This is a genomic window from Streptomyces sparsus, from assembly GCF_054776295.1.
In genome coordinates this window covers 1-584 of sequence record NZ_BAAHCA010001671.1, presented here as the reverse complement: position 1 = coordinate 584, position 584 = coordinate 1, and the positions used below count along the sequence as shown (strand labels likewise).

The following is a 584-nucleotide window of genomic DNA, read 5'->3' as shown; positions in this document are numbered from 1 at the left end:
CCGAGGTACATGACGCCGACGCGGTCGGAGATGTGCCGCACGATGGACAGGTCGTGCGCGATGAACAGGTACGACAGGGTGAACTCCTGCTGGAGCTTGTCCATCAGGTTGATCACCTGCGCCTGCACCGACACGTCCAACGCCGACACCGGCTCGTCACAGATGATGACCTCCGGGTTCAACGCCAGCCCCCGCGCGATCCCGATACGCTGCCGCTGACCACCGGAGAACTGGTGCGGATACCGGTTGATGTACTCCGGATTCAGCCCCACCACGTCCAGCAGATCCTGCACCTTCCGCCGACGATCACCCTTCGGCGCCACCTCCGGATGAATCTCGTACGGCTCCCCGATGATGTCACCCACCGTCATCCGCGGATTCAACGACGTGTACGGATCCTGGAACACCATCTGAATGTTCCGCCGCACCGCCTTCAACGCCCGACCCGACAGACGGGTGATGTCCTCACCCTTGTACAGAATCGAACCCGACGTCGGCCGCTCCAGCAACATCAACAACTTCGCAACCGTCGACTTACCACAACCCGACTCCCCCACAATGCCGAGCGTCTCACCGGCGTGGAG

The 584-nt window shown here is 62.2% G+C and carries 1 protein-coding gene; it reads right to left on the bottom strand.

The window, feature by feature from the left end:
- A partial coding sequence (locus ACYVE9_RS30220; RefSeq protein ID WP_461031041.1) for an ATP-binding cassette domain-containing protein occupies positions 1 to 584 on the bottom strand: 584 nt, incomplete at both ends.